This window comes from Mesorhizobium kowhaii (assembly GCF_003253745.1).
Classification (GTDB): Bacteria; Pseudomonadota; Alphaproteobacteria; order Rhizobiales; family Rhizobiaceae; genus Mesorhizobium; species Mesorhizobium kowhaii.
On the sequence record NZ_MZXV01000056.1, the window covers coordinates 268,779 to 285,679 of the forward strand.

Sequence of the window (16,901 nt, forward strand, 5' to 3'; positions counted from 1 at the left end):
GCTGCGGATGGCGACAGGCTACGTTTTTCACGAACAGCTGATGTGGCATGACACCGGCTCCAGCGCCGACATGATGCCTCCCGGCCGTTTTGTGGAACCTGGCCGGCATCTGGAATCGCCCGGCTCGAAGCGTCGGCTGAACAACCTGATCCAGGTCAGCGGCCTGTCGCGCCACCTCGTGCCGATCATTCCCGAGCCGGTCTCGGTCGAGGACCTGCTGCGCGTGCATACGCAACGCCATGTCGACGATATCAGAATGCTCAGTGAGCGCGGTTCCGGCTTCGCCGGCCCGCAGGCGCCGATCGGCCTCAACAGTTTCGACATCGCCCTGCTGTCGGCCGGCACCACCTATGCCGCCATGCGCGCCGTGCTGACCGGCCGGGTCGACAACGCCTATGCGCTGGCGCGGCCGCCGGGGCACCATGCCGAGCCAGACCAGGCGATGGGCAATTGCCTGTTCTCCAACATCGGCGTGTCCGTGCGCCGGCTGCAGCATGAAGGCTTGCTTGGCCGCGCGGCGGTGGTTGATTGGGACGTGCATCACGGCAACGGCACCGAGACGGTGTTTTATTCCGACCCGTCGGTGCTGACTATGTCCGTACATCAGGACAATCTCTATCCGACCGGGCGCGGTGCGCTGGCCGACAACGGCAAAGGCGCCGGCGAAGGCTACAACATCAACATCCCGTTGCCGGCGGGCAGCGGCACCGGCGCCTATGAATTGGCTTTCGACCGCGTCATCGCCCCTGCGCTGCGCGCCTTCAAGCCGGACCTCGTCATCGTCGCTTCCGGTTTCGACGCATCGGGTTTCGACCCGCTCGGCCGCATGATGCTCAACAGCGAGTGCTTCCGGCGCCTTGCCGCACGCATGGTGGCGCTGGCCGCGGAGACGTCGAACGGACGCCTGATCATGAGCCATGAGGGCGGCTATTCCGAAGGTTATGTGCCGTTCTGCGGCCATGCCGTCATCGAGACGCTGGCCAATCATCGTACCGAAGTGGTCGACCCGCTGTCGGACCATATCGACGAATGGGCCGGGCAGAATCTGCAGCCGCATCAGGCCGATGTGATCGATGCCGCCGAAGGCCTGCTCGCCGGCCTGCGCCAACGCCTCGCCGGCGCGGCCTGACGCGATGGATTTTGTCGTCACCACGCTCCTCAATGCGCTGACGCTGATCAGCATCCTGATGCTGGTCGGCCTCGGGCTGGCGATCAGCTTCGGACTGATGAACGTGACCAATCTGGCGCATGGCGAGTTCGTCACCGTCGGCGCCTTCGCGGTCTATTTCGTCCAGAGCATGGGCGGTTCCTTCTGGCTGGGGCTGGCCGCTGCGCCCATCGCCGGCGCGGTTGTCGGCTGCATCCTCGAGTTCGCCATCATCCGCCATCTCTATTCGCGGCCGGTCTCGACCGTGCTCGCCACCTGGGGCGTCAGCCTGATCCTGCAGCAAGGGCTGGAACTGACCTTCGGTCTCGGCGCCAAGCCGGTGACACCGCCGATCGAAGGCACGCTCGATCTCGTCTTCACCGTCTATCCGGCCTACCGGCTGATCCTGATCGCCATCGCCGCGCTGACCCTGCTCGGCGTCGTCCTGCTGATCAGCCGAACGTCCTTCGGCCTCGATATCCGCACCGTCATCCAGAACCGTGAAATGGCCGAGGGCGTCGGCATCAACACGCGGCGCACCTATGCCATCGCCTTCACCTTCGGCGCGGCAATCGCGGGCCTCGCCGGCGGACTGGTCGCGCCGCTGGCGATCGTACTGCCGCAGATGGGGGTGAACTATCTCGCCAATGCCTTCTTCGTCGTCATCGTCGGCGGCGTCGGCTCGATCGGCGGCCTCGTCGCCGGCAGTGTTTTCGTCGGCGGTCTGACGAGTGTTCTGAACTACCAGATATCGCCATCGCTGGCGCAAGCGATCGTGCTGCTGGCGGCCATCGTCGCCGTGCGGCTGCGGCCCAACGGCCTGTTCAACGGGGCGTCGCGATGATCGCCCGGGACCGCAACTGGCTGCTGATCTTCGTCGTCTGCGTGGCGCTGGCTATCCTCTATCCGTTCATTGCCGACGGCTATCAGCTGACGGTGATCCGCGACGCACTGATCTTCGGCCTGTTCGCGGCAAGCCTCGACTTCTTCTGGGGTCGCACCGGCATTCTGTGTTTCGGCCACGCCGCCTTTTTCGGCATTGGCGGCTACATCATGGCGCTGGTCACGCTCAACGACGCCATCCCCTTTGCCAGCCTGCTCGGCCTTGCCGGCGCGGTCGCTGGCGCGGCTTTCGTCGCCGCGATCATCGGTTACTTCCTGTTCTTCGGCGGCATCCGTGGCAGCTATTTCACCATCGTCACGCTGGCGATGGGCGTCATCTGTCAGCAGGCGGCGGTCTCCTGGAGCTCGGTCACTGGCGGCGACAGCGGGCTGATCGGCATTCCGCCGATCGAGTTCGATGTTGCCGGGCTGCCTGTCGATCTCAGCCAGGACCTGCCCTCCTATATCTTCGTCTCGGCCATCGTTGCGGTGGCCGTGCTGGCGTTGTGGTCGATCAGCCGCGGGCGCTGGGGCACGGTGCTCACCGCCATCCAGGACAATGAGGTCCGGGCGGCAGCACTTGGCCACAACGCACCCTTGCGGCTGCTCGTCACCTTCGTCCTGTCCGCGGCCATCGCCGGACTTGCCGGCGCCCTCTATGTCTGCATGGCGGGGCTGGTGGCGCCGGACCTTTCCGGGCTGCTTCTGTCGACGGAAGTCATCGTCTGGGTGGCTGTCGGCGGGCGCGGCACGCTGCTTGGTCCGGTGCTCGGCGCCATCTTCATCCAGCGGGCGCAGCAGACGATCAGCAGCTTCAACCCGAGCCTGTGGCCGCTGTTGCTCGGCTGTGTCTTCGTCGTCATCGTCTTCGTCTTACCGGACGGCATCCTGTCGATCTACGCGCGGCTGAAGAGCCTGTTCAAAGGCCGGAGGCGCGCGCAATGAGCGACGTCCTGCTCCAGGCCGAAAATGTCGGTATCCGCTTTGGCGGGCTGCAAGCGCTGGAGGCGCTTGATCTCACCGTGCGCGACAAGGAGCTTTGCTGCATCATCGGGCCGAACGGCGCCGGCAAAAGCACGTTCCTTAACGTGCTGACCGGCACGCTGCGCCCGACCAGCGGCAGCGTGCGCTTTCGCGGCCGCGATATAGCCGGCCTGCCGCTGCACCGCATCGCCCGGCTCGGCATCGCCCGCAAGTTCCAGATCCCGTCGGTCTTCCCCAGCCTGTCGGTGGAGGACAATCTGAAGGTGGCGCGGTGGGGCGCGCCCTCACCGGTCCGCCCGGTCGCTGAGTTGCTGGAGCTGGTTGCGCTCACCAATCGTGCCGCCACACTGGCCGGCGAACTCGCGCACGGCCAGAAGCAATGGCTGGAGATCGGCATGGCGCTGGCGATCGAGCCGCGGCTGCTCCTGCTCGACGAGCCGACCGCCGGTATGACGCCGCAGGAGACACTGGCGACGGCCGAGATGCTGCTGCGGCTCAAGGGCGAGTTCTCGATCGTCGCGGTCGAACACGACATCCGCTTCGTGCGGGCGCTGAATTGCGAAACGCTGGTGCTGCATCAGGGGCGCCGGCTGCGCAGCGGTCCTTTCCACGACATCGAGACCGACGAGATGGTCCGCGACGTTTATCTGGGGAGGCGCTGACCATGCTGCGGACACTAGCGATCTCGGCCGGCTACGGCCTGCTCCCGGTGTTGAACGGCATCGACCTCAGCGTCGCGCCGGGCGAAGTCGTCGGCCTGCTCGGCCGCAACGGCGCCGGCAAGACGACGCTGCTGCGCGTCATCGCTGGCGCCTTGCGGGCAAGTGGCGGCGCCGTGGTTCTCGGCGACCAGGACCTCACCAATGCTCCGGCCTTCCGCCGGGCGCGGGCCGGCATCGCGCATGTGCCGCAGGGTCGCGGCATCTTCAACCAGCTGACCGTGCGGCAGAATCTGGAAGTCGGCACCCGCGCCGCCAAGGAGCGTGGCGACGGCGGCATTCCGACCGACATCTTCGGCTATTTCCCGATCCTGCGCGAACGCGAAGCGCAGGTCGCCGGAACGCTCTCGGGTGGCCAGCAGCAGATGCTGGCGATCGGCCGCGCGCTGTGCGGCCTGCCATCGGTGCTGCTGCTTGACGAACCCTCGGAAGGCATCCAGCCGAACATCGTGCAGTCGATCGCCGAGCTGGTGCCGCGCATCGCCCGCGAACGCGGCATCGCGATCGTTCTCGTCGAGCAGAATCTCGATCTCGTTCTCAAGGCGGCGGACCGCTGCCTGGTGATGGAGAAGGGCAGGATCGTGCACGAAGGCGCGCCGGAGGCGTTCGCCGACGAGACCCTGCTCAAGGATTTGTTGGCTTTATAAGGCGCGCCTGAAGCGCGCCTGGGACCTGTTGGCTTTGTAAGGCGTGCATGGGGCGCGCCTGGAACTGGAAGGGAACACAAAAATGATAAGCAGAAGAACTGTTTTGAAATCGGGCGGCGCCGCGGCCGCCTTCGCAATGGTCGGCGCGCCGTCAATCCTGCGCGCCGCCGACACCGTAAAGGTCGGCCTGTCGATCCCGATCACCGGACTGCAGGCGATCCTCGGCGAGACGCTGCTCAATTGCTACAAGCTGGCCGCCGCCGAACTCAACGCCGCCAATGGCATTGGCGGCCGCCAGGTCGAATTGTTCATCGAGGACAACCAGACCACGACCAAGGGCGCGATCGACAAGGCACGCAAGCTCATCAACGAAGACAAGGTCGACGTGATCATGGGCACGATCATCTCGCCCGAGCGTAGTGCCACGCTGTCGGTGACCGCGAAGGCCAAGAAGCTGTTCTTCTACCCGACCAATTTCGAGGGCGGCGAATGCAACCGCTACTTCGTCGCCACCGGCCCGATCCCGATGCAGCAGGTCGACCCGATGATGCCGTGGGTGGCCGAGAACCTCGGCAAGACGATCTATGTCATGGCCTCCGACTATGCCTGGCCGCAGAAGATGACCGAAGCGATCACGGCGGCCTATGAGAAGGCCGGCGGCAAGATCATCGGCGCCGACTATTATCCGTTCGGCACCACGGATTTCGGTCCGGCCTTCCAGAAGATCAAGTCGCTGAAGCCCGATGTCGTCTGGTCGATGGTGGTGGGCAACGACGCCGTCACCCAGCTCAAGCAGTATCGCAGCTTCGACATCAAGCAGCCGCTGATCGCACCGCTCGACGAGGTCTTCAACAAGGATGCACTGCCGGCCGGCGTGGCTGCAGGCACCTACGCGCCACAGCCCTACTGGATGGCGCTCGACAACCCGGTCAACAAGAAGTTCATCTCGAGCTTCCGCGAAAAGTTCGGCCAGGAGAAGATGGTCAACGGCATTGGCGAGGCCGGCTACAACGGCCTGCACCTCTACGCGCTGGCCGCCGAGAAGGCCGGATCGCTGAAGGACGACGATGTGCTGGCGGCGTTGCCATCGATCGAGTTCGATGCGCCGCAAGGCAAGATCCGCGTCGACGCCACCAACAACCACACGCTCTGCCATTCCTATGTCGGCAAGGCGGTGGCAGATGGCATCGGCTACGAGATCGCTAGGGATTTCGGCGTCATCGCACCGGTGACGCCTTACTGCAAACTGTAGCGAACTAGCTGCGCAGCTCAGGCACCGCAAGGTGGCCTGAGCCGCGCAGAACTTCCGATGGCACCGCTGCGGTTAGGCCATCGATTTCGGCAAGGCAGCCGCAAGCGCATCGACGGCAAGCCGGACCTTCAACGGCAGATGCGGTGTCTGCAGCCAAAGCGCATAACAGTCGTAGAGATATCGCGGCTGATCCGGCAACAGTGCCGCCAGCGCGCCGGCCTCGATGCGCTCGCGAACCAGCCAATAGGGCAACCAGGCAAGGCCCATGCCTTCGACCGCGGCATCGGCGATGGCATCGAGATCGTCGAGCCGCAGCCGGCCGGTCGGCATGATCTCCTGCGCGGTTTGCCCCTCGCGGACGAACAGCCACGGCTGAACGACCTGGCCAAGCCGGCGGTAGACGATGGCCTGATGGTCGGCGAGATCCTCGATCCGCCGTGGTTCGCCGTGGCGCTGGAGATAAGAGGGTGCAGCGCAGACGACCATGCCCTGGCGCGCGACGCGGCGCGCGATCACTCCGGCCTTGTCGTCCAGGGCACCGGTCCGGATGGCAAGATCGTAGCCGTCGTCGGCGAGATCGGCGAAGCGATCATTGAGCGATAGGTCGAGTTCCAGCATCGGATATTGCCGTGCCAGCCGCAGCAGCACGGGTGTCACGCAGTGGCGACCGAAATGCGCCGGCATGGTGACGCGCAGTTTTCCCCGCGGTTCGGTGAACTGGTCGGCGGCGAGCGCATCGGCCGCGTCGGCCTCGGCCAGCACGACCCGGCAGCGTTCATAGTAGGCGCGGCCGAAGTCGGTCAGGCTCTGCCGGCGCGTGGTCCGGTTGAGCAGCCGCACGCCCAGCCGTTCCTCGAGAAACCGGACATGCTTGCCGACCATCGGTCCGGACAGGTCGAGCGCGATTGCCGCGGCCGCGAACGAGCCGAGGTCGACCGCCTTGACGAACACGGCCATGCTCTCAAGCCGATCCATATTCGGAACTCCTGGTTTTTACTGTTCTATCTGCACAGCCATTTATTGCCGCGAATCTTTGTCTGCATAGCTCATTCAGTTCAAATAATTTGGAGTAGACCGAATGGCACGTCTTGTTCGCTTCCACCAGCATGGTGGCCCCGAAGTCCTGCGCATCGAGGATGTCGAGCTTCCCCGACCGGGTTCGGGCGAAGTTCAAATCCGCGTCAAGGCGCTCGGCCTCAATCGCGCCGAGGCGTTGTTGCGCGCGGGTGCCTATATCGAGACGCCGACGCTGCCTTCGGGGCTTGGCCTCGAAGCGGCTGGTATCATCGAGGCGGTGGGCGAAGGCGTGAAGAACTTCGCGCCAGGCGACAGCGTCAGCATCATCCCGCCGCAATCGATGATCCGCTGGCCCGCTTATGGCGAGCTTGCAACCTATCCCGCCGGGCTCGTCGTCAAGCACCCGTCATCGCTCGACTGGCAAACGGCGGCGGCGATCTGGATGCAATATCTCACCGCCTATGGCGCGTTGATCGATATCGCCAGGCTGCACGCCGGAGATGTCGTGGTGATCACCGCGGCATCGAGCAGTGTCGGGCTTGCCGCGATCCAGATCGCCAACAGGGTCGGCGCGATCGCGATCGCAGTGACGCGGACATCGGCGAAGAAGCAGGCCCTGCTCGACGCCGGCGCGGCTTATGTCGTGGCCTCGGCGGAGGAGGATCTGGCGGCACGGCTGAACGAGATCGCCGGGCCGCAAGGCGTGCGCGTCGTGTTCGATGCGATCGGCGGGCCGATCTTCGAGCCGTTGACGGCGGCGATGTCGCCGGGCGGCATTCTCATCGAATATGGCGGCCTCAGCCGCGAGCCGACGCCGTTCCCGCTGTCCGTCGTGCTGGCCAAGACGCTGACGCTGCGCGGCTATCTCGTCCACGAGATCACCGGCAACACGGCGAAGCTGGAGGCAGCAAAGGCCTTCATCCTCGAAGGCCTGGAGACCGGCGCGCTGAGGCCGATCATCGACAGAACTTTCCCGTTCGAGCAGATCGTCGAGGCGCATCGCTTTCTGGAATCGAACGAGCAGTTCGGCAAAATCGTTGTGACGGTTTGAGCGCCAACCTTCCCCGTCATCAGCTCAGGCATCAGACCGCCGCGCTCAAGACACGATCATGTTGCGTGGCGGCACTCCGGCCGAATATGCCGGCCCCAGCCGCACTCCGACAAGACCAAAGCCTGCGATGGCGAAACAAATCATTCTTGCAGGCAACATCACCCTTGAAGGCGCGGCTCTGCATTCCTAGTTGTTGCATGCGGGCCGGGCCCCTCTGACTATCGCTTTTGGGCGATTGTGATGTCGGACCGCTGTAACGGGCCCGTTTCCATCCTTTTCGGTCAAGCGGGCTCATTCCTTTTCGGTTCGGAGCCCCGCATGACATCTTCCCTCCTTGGTTTGGTTTGCCCCTCCTGCCGCGTCGCGCTCGTGATGAGCGAACGCCAGGGTATCGAGATCGATTACTGTCCGCAGTGCCGCGGCGTCTGGCTTGATCGAGGGGAACTCGACAAGATAATCGAGCGTTCCGGCAGGGACGCGGCGCCCGCACCGCAACCTCACCCGGCAGCATTCTCCCAGCCGCAACATGGCCACGGCGGCGGCGACGATTATCCCCGTTCGCAGAACCACCGCTATCCGAAGCGGAAGAAATCATTCTTCGAAGAGTTGTTCGATTGACCGCATGACGCCCGGTACCCGGGCACCGTTTGCTGAAAACTTCCGAAACCGCATCGATAAAGGTCCATCCCAGATGACTTCCCGCACAAGCCGATTTGCCGCCCTCTTTGCAGGCCTGTTCCTTGCATTCTCCATGGTCGCGATGGATCATGCCGAGGCTCGTCGCGGCGGCAGTTTCGGCAGTCGTGGCACGCGCACGTTCCAATCGGCACCGCCGACCAGAACCGCACCGGCGCCGACCGCCCCGGTCGAGCGTTCGATGACGCCCAACACCGGTGTGAACACTCCGGCCCGGCAGCCGCAGGCCGGCCTGCAGAGGCCCGGCTTCATGAGCGGCTTCGGTGGAACAATGATGCGCGGCCTGCTGCTCGGCGGCCTGATCGGCCTGCTCGTGGGCCAAGGCTTCGGCGGCTTGGCCGGCATGTTCGGTTTCTTGCTTCAGGCCCTGCTCATAGGTGGCGCAATCATGCTGGCCATTCGCTACTTCCGGTCGCAATCCGCGCGTGGTCCTGCCCCTGCGCTCGCCGGCGCCGGCAATGCCCAAGCTTCCAATGCCCAAGGTTCGAAATTTGAGAACCTCGCATCGCCACAGCAGCAGACGGACACTGCACGCTCCTTCACAATTCCCGGCTTTGGCGGCGGTTCGGGCGGAGGCTCCCCGGCCACCGGTTCTGATGAGATCACGCTGGCCCAGACCGACCTCGACGCATTCCAGCAGCTGTTGACTGATGTCCAGGAAGCATTCGGGCGCGAAGACCATGCCGCTCTGCGCCGGGCGGTGACCCCCGAGATGGTGTCCTATCTGTCCGAAGAGCTGGCCGAAAATGCCCAGAAAGGTCTCAGGAACGAGGTAACGGACATTACCTTACTGCAGGCCGACATCGCGGAAAGCTGGCGCGAGGATGACCGCGATTACGCCACGGCCGCATTGCGCTACGAGTCTCGTGACGTGACGCGCGAACGGGCCAGCGGCAAGGTCGTCGAGGGCGACGATGATCATCCGACAGAGACGACCGAGCTGTGGACATTCATGCGTGAGAATGGCTCGAGCTGGAAGCTGTCGGCAATACAACAGGCTTGAGCCCGGCCAGTTTTGTCCGAGGCTTCGATGCAGATGTGATGGGTGGTTGCGGGCGTTCAGCGCACGATCTTGACGCACATCGGCGTCGCTTCGTCGAAGCTGTAGACACCGAGACCGACGCCGCGCGCGCCCTGAAAATACGGCGCCTCACGGTTCAGGCTGCCGACGAAGACCAGACAGGCATTGCCCATGTTTTCCTCCCCTGCCCGCCGGCGCTGCGGCGCGCGGGAACGGCCAAAATTTCGCCTGTTCACGCTTGCAACGCAACCCCATATGTGAAAATACTATTTACAAAAGAAGATTGACGGGAGGAGACGTCGTGCTTTCAGGCGCTTTGATGCGTGTTCCAACGGTTGCCGGCAATCTCCTGCTGGCCGTACGGGGCCAGCCATGAATGACTTCGCGCCCACCGTCGGCGTCGCCTCGACGCACCCCAAAAATATGCCTGAGGAGCACGCCGCGCTGCCGGTTTGGAACGCCGAGAACTGGTTTTACGAGGACTGGCCGGTCGGTCAGAAGATCCGCTCGCTGCGCCGCACCATGGCGGAGGGCGACAGCCACCTGTTCAACACGCTGGTGCTCGACATCCACCCCTATGTGCAGGACCAGATGTTTGCCGAGACCGAAGGCATTTTCGGCAAGCGGCTGATCGCCGGCGCTTTCGTCTTTTCTGCTGGTCTCGGACTGGTCGCCACCAATTGTATCAATGCCTTTTCCTATGGCTACGACAGGCTGCGTTTCATAAAGCCTGTCTTCATTGGCGATACGATCTATTCGATCCGCTCCAACCTCGACAAGAAGCCCCGCTACAAGGAGATGGGGCTGATCCGCGCTAGCTACGAGGTGTTCAAGGGCGAAGGCGAACTCGTTCTCTACTGCGAGCATCTGCAGACGGTGAAGTACCGCAACCCTACCGACTTCGTCGGCAAGACGGAGAAATAACGATGCCGGCAGTAGCCGAATTGCCGCTCGCCGGTCTCGTCGTCGTCGACATGAGCCAATTCCTGTCCGGGCCTTACTGCTCGCTCAGGCTGCTCGATCTCGGCGCTCGCGTCATCAAGATCGAGCGTCCGGATGGCGGCGACCTGTCGCGCCGGCTCTATCTCAGCGACACCGAGATCGGAGGCGACTCGACGATCTTCCATGCCATCAACCGGGCCAAGGAAAGTTTTGCCATCGACCTCAAGAACGAGGCCGATCTCAAGGTGCTGCGCGGGCTCCTGGCCAATGCCGATGTGCTGATCCAGAATTTCCGGCCGGGCGTCATCGAACGGCTGGGCTTCGACTACGAGGCCGTCCGCAAGATCAACCCGCGCCTGGTCTATGCCTCGATCAGCGGCTATGGCGAGGACGGTCCCTGGGTCAAGCGGCCCGGCCAGGACCTTCTGGCCCAGTCGCGCTCCGGTGTGATGTGGCTGAACGGCGACGAAGACCAGGGACCGGTGCCGTTCGGCCTTGCCATCGGCGACATGCTGGCGGGCGCTGCCTGCGCGCAAGGCATCCTGGCGGCGCTGGTGCGGCGCGGCATCACCGGCCAGGGAAGCCATATCGAAACCAGCCTGCTCGAAGCGCTGGTCGACTTCCAGTTCGAGGTGCTGACCACGCATCTCAATGATGGCCGCCGCTTGCCCCGGCGCTCCAGCTTCCGGAGTGCTCATGCCTATCTGTCGGCGCCTTATGGCGTGTATGCCGCCAAGGACGGTTATCTCGCCATCGCCATGACGCCGATCCCCAAGCTGGCCGACCTGCTGTCGCTTGGCGAACTGGCGCCCTATCGCGACAGGCCGGCATCGTGGTTCACCGCGCGCGACGACATCAAGGCGATCATCGCGCAAAGGATCGCCACCAAGACCATCGACGAATGGCTTGATATCCTCGAGCCTGCCGACATCTGGTGCGCCAAGGTGCTGACCTGGCCGGAGATGCTGGCAAGCGAAGGGTTCCAGTCGCTCGACATGCTGCAGACGGTGACGCGCGAGGACGACGTGTCGATCCTGACCACCAGCTCGCCGCTCAGGGTCGACGGTATCAGGGCCAAGGTCGACCGGGCAGCACCGCGGATCGGCGAGCACAGTGCGGCAATCCGTGAGGAGTTCGGGCTGTGAGCGTGCGCACGCTCGTGCCCACCCTCAGGGGCATGACCTGGAGCCATCCGCGCGGCTACGATCCGATGGTCGCCTGTTCGTCGCTCTGGCAGCAGAAGACCGGCGTTGCGATCGAATGGGACAAGCGCTCGCTGCAGGATTTCGAGTCCTTCCCGGTCGAGGAACTGGCGCGGGCCTATGACCTTATCGTCATCGACCATCCGCATGTCGGCCAGATCATAGCGGAGGGCTGCCTCGAGCCGCTCGATGTCGCCGGCCGCGAGGCGGAGCGCACAGCCCTTGCCTCAGGCAGCGTCGGCCAGTCCTATCCGAGCTACAGCTGGCAGGGACGGCAATGGGCGTTTCCGATCGATGCGGCCAGCCAAGTCCAGGCATGGCGGCCGGATGCGCTCGATGCGCCGCCGGCGCGCTGGAGCGACGTGCTCGATCTCGCCCGGCAAGGCCGCGTGCTGTTGCCGCTGCGCCCACCCCACTCACTGATGGTGTTCTACACGCTTGCCGGCAATCTCGGACACTCGTGCGCGACCGATCCGTCCCGCGATCTCATCGACATTGCGACCGGCGGCGAAGTCTTCGAGGCGATGCGCGAGATCGCGGCACTGGTCGACCCGGCCTGCTTCGAGATGGATCCAATCGCCGTTTCGGAACGTATGGCAGAAGCCGATTCCAAAATCGTCTGCGCGCCGCTGATCTACGGTTATGTCTCCTATGCGGTGACGGGTTTTCGGGTGAACCGACTGGCCTTTGCCGACATCCCGGTCATCGGTGCCAGTGGTCCCATCGGTTCGGCGCTTGGTGGCACCGGCATAGCGGTTTCAGCCTTTTCCAAAGCAAAAGATGCCGCGATCGACTTCGCCTACTGGGTCGCCAGCGGCGATGTCCAGCGCGGCGCCTATGCCGCCGCCGGCGGCCAACCCGGCCACGCCGCGGCCTGGGAGGACGAGGCCGTCAATGCCGCGACCGGCAACTTTTATCGCGATACGCGCGCGACGCTGGAGGGCGCATGGGTGCGACCGCGCCACGATGGCTCCATGGCGTTCCAGCAAGCGGCGTCCGATCGCATCATCGCCGGCCTGACTTCCAGGCATCGGGCTGGCCAGGTCGTTGCCGATCTCAATCGCCTGTTCCGGGAGAGTGTTCCGGCGCCCGGCGCTGACGGTGGAGGAGCCTGAACGAGACCGGCTAATCGAGCTGCCACAGCTTGCTGGCGTTTGCGAACAAGAGCCTGTCGCGTTCATCGACGCTGCTACCTGACAGCAGCGCATGGGTCGCCGCCACCCAGGTCGAGAGGCCGCCGCCGAGCGTGCAGACCGGCCAGTCGCTGCCCCAGACGACGCGGTCCCAGCCGAACGCACCGATGGTGTGTTCGACATAAGGCCGCAGTGTCTCGGCCGTCCAACTGCCGGGCTCGGCATAGGCGACGACACCGGAGACCTTGGCCGCGACATTCGGGCGGCGCGCGATCTCGCTCATGTGTTCGCGCCATGGATGTTCGCCATTGCCCTTGATGTCAGGGACGCCGCAATGGTCGAGGACGAACTGCACATTGGGCGCCAAATCAGCAAGCGCTGTCGCCTTGGGAATCTGGTGCGGCAACACGACAAGATCGAAGCTCAGGCCGGTGCCGCCAAGCCGCTTGATGTTGTCCCGGAACAGTGCGCCTTCCGAGAGATCGTCGGGCACGACATGAAGGACGCGGCGGAACCCTTTGACGAAGGGATTTGTTCGCTGCCGTTCGAGATAGGTTGCAAAATCCGCCTCTTCCGGCCGGCAGGATGCGATCACTCCGGCCAGCATGCTGCCGGGCTGCCGCGACAGTCCTTCGACACGAGCGGTCTCGGCCTCGATGTCGGCGGGATCGACATCGACCTCCATATGCAGCACGCGTTCGACGCCGACGCGATGGGCCTCCACGGCGTATTCGTCGTAAGAAAAATCGCGATTGAGCGCCGGCACACCAGCAAGCCAGGGATAGCGCAGCACCGAACGATCGATGAGATGCAGATGGGTGTCGACGATCACTGTAGCTCCTCCTCTTGGGCGGTTAAATCATCTCACGGAGGAATTCTTCATTCAAATAAGAATTCACGTCGACGAGCCGACCGCCGATCCGGCTAGGTGCGAAAGCTTTTCGGCCGTGACCAGCAACAGTTCGATGGTCCTGGTGATGTCGGGCGCGGAAGGCGCGTTGACGACGGTGATGTAGGGAATCGACAGTGCCGCAATGGCCTTGCCATCGGAACTGCGCACCGGGGCCGACAGGTTGAAGACACCGGCGGTCTGCATCGAAGCCATCATCTCGTAGCCGCGGTCGCGGATCTGGTCGAGGCGGGCGAAGAACTCGGCCGACTGCGCCGCCTTGTCAGTGCTGCGGATATGTTCCGATATCATCATCTGCCGCTCTTCCTGCGAACGGAAGGCCAGCAGCACATGTCCCGAACCGGTGTCGAACAGGCTGATGTGTGAGCCGACGCGGATCGAAATGCCCCAGTAATTCGGCGCCTCCTGCTGGCCAATCACAACGGCGGAACCACGATCAAAAACAACGAGTTGGTTGGCCTGCTGCGATGTCTCGGCCAGCTCGCGCATCAGCGGCGTGGCGTAGGAAACCAGCCGCCGCACCGGCGCGTGCAATTGCGCCAGGCCGAACAGCTTCAGCGTCAGCGAATAACGGTCGCCATCCAGCCTGGTGACGTAGCCGCGCCGCACCAGCCGGTCGAGCATGCGGTAGAATTCATTGGGACTGCGGTCGAGTTTCTTGGCGATTTCGGCCTGCGTCAGGCCGCCGTCGACGCCGGCCAGCAGTTCGAGGATGTCGAGCCCCTTGTCGAGCGCCGGGGCGCGATAGCGCTCGTCTTCGCTGTCGTCCATGGCTCATCCCTCCAGTGAATTCGATTCTTCATATACGCAGGAATGCTGTCGACGGAAACAAATTTCGCCTTGACGTATTCGTGAATGTTTTGTTTGTATATGAATGTAGCACTTCTTGTCATCAGACGAGTTGCGGTCGCCGCTGAGGCGCACCAAGGGAGGATACCAATGAACAGACTGCTTTCCGGCGTGTCCGCCGGCGCATTGTTGCTTGCATTCGGTGCAGGCACGGCCCTTGCCGGCGACCTGCCCGGCAAGTTCGAAGGCGTCACCATCGACGCCAAGCTGATCGGCGGCCAGCAATATGAAAAGCTCTATGAGCGCATCCCTGAATGGGAGAAGCTGACCGGCGCCAAGGTCAACATCCTGACCAAGAAAAACGGCTTCGACATCGACAAGGAGCTCAAATCCGACATCGCCTCGGGCAGCACCAACTGGTGCGTCGGCTGGAACCATTCGTCGTTCGCGCCGCAGTATACGAGCCTCTACACCGACCTCAGCAAGCTCTTGCCCAAGGAGGAGATCGACGCCTTCGTGCCTTCGACGATCAAGGCGGCGACCATCGACGGCAAGCTGGAGATGCTGCCGCGCGCGCAGTTCGACGTTTCGGCGCTCTATTACCAGAAGAGCCTGTACGAGAACGCCGACAACAAGACCAAGTTCAAGGCGAAATACGGCTATGATCTGATGCCGCCGGACACCTGGAAGGAAGTCACCGACCAGGCCGAGTTCTTCGCCAACCCACCCAATTTCTACGGCACGCAGTTTGCCGGCAAGGAAGAGGCGATCAATGGCCGCTTCTACGAGATGGTCGTCGCCGAAGGCGGCGAATACCTCGACAAGGACGGCAAGCCGGTCTTCAACTCCGAGGCCGGCATCAGGGCGCTCGACTGGTTCGTCAACCTCTACAAGGCCAAGGCCGTGCCGGCCGGGACGACCAACTATTTGTGGGACGATCTCGGCCAGGGCTTTGCTTCAGGCACCGTCGCCATCAATCTCGACTGGCCGGGCTGGGCCGGCTTCTTCAACGATCCGAAGTCGTCGAAGGTCGCCGGCAATGTCGGCGTCAAGGTTGCGCCGAAGGGCTCGTCGGGCAAGCGCACCGGCTGGTCCGGTTTCCACGGCTTCTCGGTGACCGAGAACTGCCCCAATAAGGAGGCCGCGGCTTCCCTGGTGTGGTGGCTGACCAACGAGGACAGCCAGAAGCTCGAGGCGGCCGCTGGTCCGTTGCCGACCCGCACCGCGGTGTGGGACTGGGACCTCCAGCAAGCGGCAAACGATCCTTACAAGAAGGAAGTTCTCGCCGCCTTCCAGGAAGAGGCCAAGCACGCCTTCGCCGTGCCGCAGACGCCTGAGTGGATCGAGATCTCGAACGCTGTCTATCCTGAATTGCAGGCGGCTATCCTTGGCGACAAGACGTCCAAGCAGGCTTTGGATGAAGCCGCCGCCAAGGCGACGCAAATTCTCGAAGACGCCGGCAAACTCTAGCAACCGCTCCCAAGGCTGCCTCCCCCATCAGCAATGGGGGAGGCGATCGCGCCTTGCGCCATGAGGGCAGCCGAGGATTCACGATCGTCCTTAGCTGCTCCTGGCTCCATCACTCAGTTCACTTTACCTGACAGGATCCTGATGAAGGGCTTCAAGCCATCTGCGCCATTCCTGCTGCTGCTTCCGGCCATGATCGTGCTGGCGGCGGTGGTCGTGGTGCCGCTGCTTTTGTCGCTCTATTCCAGCTTCACGCCGTTCCGCCTGACGCGGCCCGAGACATTTTTCGTCGTCATCGGCATCAGGAACTATCTTTCGATCCTGTCCAACACCGATTTCTGGTGGGCGTTCGGTCGCACGGTGCTGCTGCTGACGATCGCGCTCAATCTCGAGATGCTGCTTGGCCTCGGCCTGGCAATGCTGGTCGAGAAGGCGACGCGCGGCCAGCGCATCCTGCGCACGCTGATGATGTTTCCGATGATGTTCTCGCCGATCCTCGTCGGTTTCCAGTTCAAGTTCATGTTCAACGACAATATCGGCCTGGTGAACAATGCCTTGCAGTCGCTCGGCATCACGCAAGACGCCATACCGTGGCTGATCGAGAGCCACCTCGCCTTCATCGCCATTTCGATCGCCGAAATCTGGTCGTCGACCGCGATCTTCGCCATCCTGATCCTCGCCGGCCTGCTCGCCATGCCCAAGGAGCCGATCGAGGCGGCACGCGTCGACGGCTGCACGCCCTGGCAGACATTCCGTTATGTGACGTGGCCGTTCGTCATGCCCTTCGCCTATATCGCCATGACCATCCGTTCGCTGGACGTGGCGCGCGCCTACGACATCGTCAAGATCATGACCGATGGCGGACCGGCGGGCCGCACGGAACTTCTTTGGACGCTGGTGGCGCGCACCGCCTATAGCGACGGGCGCATGGGCATGGCCAACGCCATGGCCTATGTCTCGATCCTGCTGTCGATCGCCTTCACCGTCTACTTCTTCAACAAGCTCGCCGCGGCGCGCACGCAGATCGGTGCTGAGTGGTGAG

18 protein-coding genes are annotated in these 16,901 nt (G+C 63.5%); 14 read left to right on the top strand and 4 right to left on the bottom strand.

What is annotated here, in order from left to right; genetic code table 11:
- Positions 1-7: 7 nt before the first annotated feature.
- The 6 genes from B5V02_RS26765 (at position 8) to B5V02_RS26790 (ending at position 5,631) form a co-directional block, all read left to right on the top strand.
- Positions 8-1,129, top strand: coding sequence for a class II histone deacetylase (locus tag B5V02_RS26765; RefSeq protein WP_111547039.1), 1,122 nt, complete (start codon positions 8-10; stop codon positions 1,127-1,129).
- The gene (gene urtB / locus B5V02_RS26770) at positions 1,074-1,991 is read left to right on the top strand and encodes an urea ABC transporter permease subunit UrtB (RefSeq protein ID WP_245446204.1); all 918 of its coding nucleotides are present in this window, start codon (positions 1,074-1,076) and stop codon (positions 1,989-1,991) included. The genes B5V02_RS26765 and urtB overlap by 56 nt, the downstream gene beginning before the upstream one ends.
- Complete coding sequence (locus B5V02_RS26775; protein ID WP_111547040.1) at positions 1,988-2,974, top strand: branched-chain amino acid ABC transporter permease; 987 nt, start codon at positions 1,988-1,990, stop codon at positions 2,972-2,974. The genes urtB and B5V02_RS26775 overlap by 4 nt, the downstream gene beginning before the upstream one ends.
- Positions 2,971-3,675, top strand: coding sequence for an ATP-binding cassette domain-containing protein (locus B5V02_RS26780; protein ID WP_111547041.1), 705 nt, complete (start codon positions 2,971-2,973; stop codon positions 3,673-3,675). Before B5V02_RS26775 ends, B5V02_RS26780 begins: the two co-directional genes overlap by 4 nt.
- A gap of 2 nt (positions 3,676-3,677) precedes the next feature.
- A complete protein-coding gene (locus B5V02_RS26785; RefSeq protein ID WP_111547042.1) occupies positions 3,678-4,379 on the top strand; it encodes an ABC transporter ATP-binding protein in 702 nt (233 codons plus the stop codon).
- Positions 4,380-4,461: 82 nt separating this feature from the next.
- A complete protein-coding gene (locus tag B5V02_RS26790; RefSeq protein ID WP_111547043.1) occupies positions 4,462-5,631 on the top strand; it encodes a substrate-binding protein in 1,170 nt (389 codons plus the stop codon).
- 72 nt (positions 5,632-5,703) lie between these two features.
- Here the strand turns inward: B5V02_RS26790 and B5V02_RS26795 are convergent, their stop codons facing one another.
- Positions 5,704-6,606 carry a LysR family transcriptional regulator gene (locus B5V02_RS26795; RefSeq protein WP_111547044.1) on the bottom strand — a complete coding sequence of 301 codons (903 nt, stop codon included), beginning with the start codon at positions 6,604-6,606 and terminating at the stop codon, positions 5,704-5,706.
- A 103-nt stretch (positions 6,607-6,709) separates the two neighbouring features.
- Here B5V02_RS26795 and B5V02_RS26800 point away from each other — a divergent pair, with 103 nt between their 5' ends.
- From B5V02_RS26800 to B5V02_RS26810, 3 genes are all read left to right on the top strand, one after another.
- Positions 6,710-7,699 carry a zinc-dependent alcohol dehydrogenase family protein gene (locus tag B5V02_RS26800; RefSeq protein WP_111547045.1) on the top strand — a complete coding sequence of 330 codons (990 nt, stop codon included), beginning with the start codon at positions 6,710-6,712 and terminating at the stop codon, positions 7,697-7,699.
- Positions 7,700-8,017: 318 nt separating this feature from the next.
- On the top strand, positions 8,018-8,317 hold the full coding sequence (locus B5V02_RS26805; protein ID WP_111547219.1) for a TFIIB-type zinc ribbon-containing protein: 300 nt from the start codon (positions 8,018-8,020) through the stop codon (positions 8,315-8,317).
- Positions 8,318-8,390: 73 nt separating this feature from the next.
- The gene (locus tag B5V02_RS26810) at positions 8,391-9,398 is read left to right on the top strand and encodes a Tim44 domain-containing protein (RefSeq protein ID WP_111547046.1); all 1,008 of its coding nucleotides are present in this window, start codon (positions 8,391-8,393) and stop codon (positions 9,396-9,398) included.
- 56 nt (positions 9,399-9,454) lie between these two features.
- Here the strand turns inward: B5V02_RS26810 and B5V02_RS42305 are convergent, their stop codons facing one another.
- A complete protein-coding gene (locus tag B5V02_RS42305; protein ID WP_281004986.1) occupies positions 9,455-9,589 on the bottom strand; it encodes a hypothetical protein in 135 nt (44 codons plus the stop codon).
- Positions 9,590-9,788: 199 nt separating this feature from the next.
- Between B5V02_RS42305 and B5V02_RS26820 the strand changes: the two genes are divergently transcribed.
- Genes B5V02_RS26820 through B5V02_RS26830 form a run of 3 tightly spaced genes read left to right on the top strand, consistent with a single transcriptional unit; the run spans position 9,789 to position 12,675 of the window.
- On the top strand, positions 9,789-10,340 hold the full coding sequence (locus tag B5V02_RS26820) for a MaoC family dehydratase (RefSeq protein WP_111547048.1): 552 nt from the start codon (positions 9,789-9,791) through the stop codon (positions 10,338-10,340).
- Positions 10,341-10,342: 2 nt separating this feature from the next.
- Positions 10,343-11,503, top strand: a complete 1,161-nt coding sequence (locus tag B5V02_RS26825; protein ID WP_111547049.1) for a CaiB/BaiF CoA transferase family protein — start codon at positions 10,343-10,345, stop codon at positions 11,501-11,503.
- A 32-nt stretch (positions 11,504-11,535) separates the two neighbouring features.
- On the top strand, positions 11,536-12,675 hold the full coding sequence (locus tag B5V02_RS26830) for an extracellular solute-binding protein (protein WP_111547050.1): 1,140 nt from the start codon (positions 11,536-11,538) through the stop codon (positions 12,673-12,675).
- 10 nt (positions 12,676-12,685) lie between these two features.
- On the opposite strand, the gene B5V02_RS26835 is transcribed toward B5V02_RS26830, so the two are convergent.
- Both B5V02_RS26835 and B5V02_RS26840 read right to left on the bottom strand, forming a co-directional pair.
- Positions 12,686-13,525, bottom strand: coding sequence for an amidohydrolase family protein (locus B5V02_RS26835; RefSeq protein ID WP_111547051.1), 840 nt, complete (start codon positions 13,523-13,525; stop codon positions 12,686-12,688).
- A 63-nt stretch (positions 13,526-13,588) separates the two neighbouring features.
- Complete coding sequence (locus B5V02_RS26840; RefSeq protein WP_111547052.1) at positions 13,589-14,374, bottom strand: IclR family transcriptional regulator; 786 nt, start codon at positions 14,372-14,374, stop codon at positions 13,589-13,591.
- A 168-nt stretch (positions 14,375-14,542) separates the two neighbouring features.
- Here B5V02_RS26840 and B5V02_RS26845 point away from each other — a divergent pair, with 168 nt between their 5' ends.
- Together B5V02_RS26845 and B5V02_RS26850 are read left to right on the top strand one after the other, a co-directional pair.
- Entirely contained in the window at positions 14,543-15,862 is a 1,320-nt protein-coding gene (locus B5V02_RS26845) for an ABC transporter substrate-binding protein (RefSeq protein WP_111547053.1), read from the top strand.
- Between the two features lie 141 nt (positions 15,863-16,003).
- Complete coding sequence (locus B5V02_RS26850; protein ID WP_111547054.1) at positions 16,004-16,900, top strand: carbohydrate ABC transporter permease; 897 nt, start codon at positions 16,004-16,006, stop codon at positions 16,898-16,900.
- The last annotated feature ends 1 nt before the right edge of the window (position 16,901 follow it).

Bases quoted from the DNA above. Each gene is read 5' to 3' on its own strand.
- B5V02_RS42305 (WP_281004986.1), bottom strand. From the start codon at position 9,589: ATGGGCAATGCCTGTCTGGTCTTCGTCGGCAGCCTGAACCGTGAGGCG.
- B5V02_RS26820 (WP_111547048.1), top strand. From the start codon at position 9,789: ATGAATGACTTCGCGCCCACCGTCGGCGTCGCCTCGACGCACCCCAAA.
- B5V02_RS26800 (WP_111547045.1), top strand. From the start codon at position 6,710: ATGGCACGTCTTGTTCGCTTCCACCAGCATGGTGGCCCCGAAGTCCTG.
- B5V02_RS26795 (WP_111547044.1), bottom strand. From the start codon at position 6,606: ATGGATCGGCTTGAGAGCATGGCCGTGTTCGTCAAGGCGGTCGACCTC.
- B5V02_RS26805 (WP_111547219.1), top strand. From the start codon at position 8,018: ATGACATCTTCCCTCCTTGGTTTGGTTTGCCCCTCCTGCCGCGTCGCG.
- B5V02_RS26830 (WP_111547050.1), top strand. From the start codon at position 11,536: ATGACCTGGAGCCATCCGCGCGGCTACGATCCGATGGTCGCCTGTTCG.
- B5V02_RS26825 (WP_111547049.1), top strand. From the start codon at position 10,343: ATGCCGGCAGTAGCCGAATTGCCGCTCGCCGGTCTCGTCGTCGTCGAC.
- B5V02_RS26810 (WP_111547046.1), top strand. From the start codon at position 8,391: ATGACTTCCCGCACAAGCCGATTTGCCGCCCTCTTTGCAGGCCTGTTC.
- B5V02_RS26840 (WP_111547052.1), bottom strand. From the start codon at position 14,374: ATGGACGACAGCGAAGACGAGCGCTATCGCGCCCCGGCGCTCGACAAG.
- B5V02_RS26785 (WP_111547042.1), top strand. From the start codon at position 3,678: ATGCTGCGGACACTAGCGATCTCGGCCGGCTACGGCCTGCTCCCGGTG.
- B5V02_RS26790 (WP_111547043.1), top strand. From the start codon at position 4,462: ATGATAAGCAGAAGAACTGTTTTGAAATCGGGCGGCGCCGCGGCCGCC.
- B5V02_RS26780 (WP_111547041.1), top strand. From the start codon at position 2,971: ATGAGCGACGTCCTGCTCCAGGCCGAAAATGTCGGTATCCGCTTTGGC.
- B5V02_RS26775 (WP_111547040.1), top strand. From the start codon at position 1,988: ATGATCGCCCGGGACCGCAACTGGCTGCTGATCTTCGTCGTCTGCGTG.
- B5V02_RS26765 (WP_111547039.1), top strand. From the start codon at position 8: ATGGCGACAGGCTACGTTTTTCACGAACAGCTGATGTGGCATGACACC.
- B5V02_RS26845 (WP_111547053.1), top strand. From the start codon at position 14,543: ATGAACAGACTGCTTTCCGGCGTGTCCGCCGGCGCATTGTTGCTTGCA.
- B5V02_RS26850 (WP_111547054.1), top strand. From the start codon at position 16,004: ATGAAGGGCTTCAAGCCATCTGCGCCATTCCTGCTGCTGCTTCCGGCC.
- urtB (WP_245446204.1), top strand. From the start codon at position 1,074: ATGCCGCCGAAGGCCTGCTCGCCGGCCTGCGCCAACGCCTCGCCGGCG.